At 33.9% G+C, this 510-nt stretch carries 1 protein-coding gene; it reads right to left on the reverse strand.

What is annotated here, in order from left to right; all coding sequences use genetic code 11:
- A partial coding sequence (locus AC1DTM_RS31370) for an alpha-helical pore-forming toxin family protein (protein ID WP_477001807.1) occupies window positions 1-510 on the reverse strand: 510 nt, incomplete at both ends.

Below are 510 nucleotides of genomic sequence, written 5' to 3' on the forward strand. Positions count from 1 at the left end.
AATGTAGGCTCTAACTTAGATAAATTACCTTGTGCTCCGAGTACTATTAGACCACCAATTAACGGTAGGCCAAAAAGGGCACCCTTCATTACATTAAATCCATCAGATTCTAATTGTTTATAATAATTTACTGATCCTAAAATTTCATCTAGACGTTTTTGATCGGCCTCAACATCAGCTCCTTGGTTTTTTAAAATCGATTGCAAGAGATCTTTATTACTTCCAAATGCTCTAACATCTTGTCCAATAGCGTCTCTTAATTTAGTTAATTCTTGTATTAACTGTTGTGCAGACTTTTGGTTTTGTTGAATTTCACCTCGTAAATCTGTAATTCCTTCTTTTAAAGTTTCTCCATCCCCTGCATTAATCGCATCTACCATTGTTTCATAATAATTGTCAAATGTTGTGTCGTATTCAACAATGCCTGTCAATGTATCTAAAAGCTGTTTTTTTACTTGTGTATCCCATGTAAGAGCATGTGCTCTTGCATTCTTTTGATCTTGTACAATT

This window comes from Bacillus sp. P4_D3 (genome assembly GCF_056401855.1).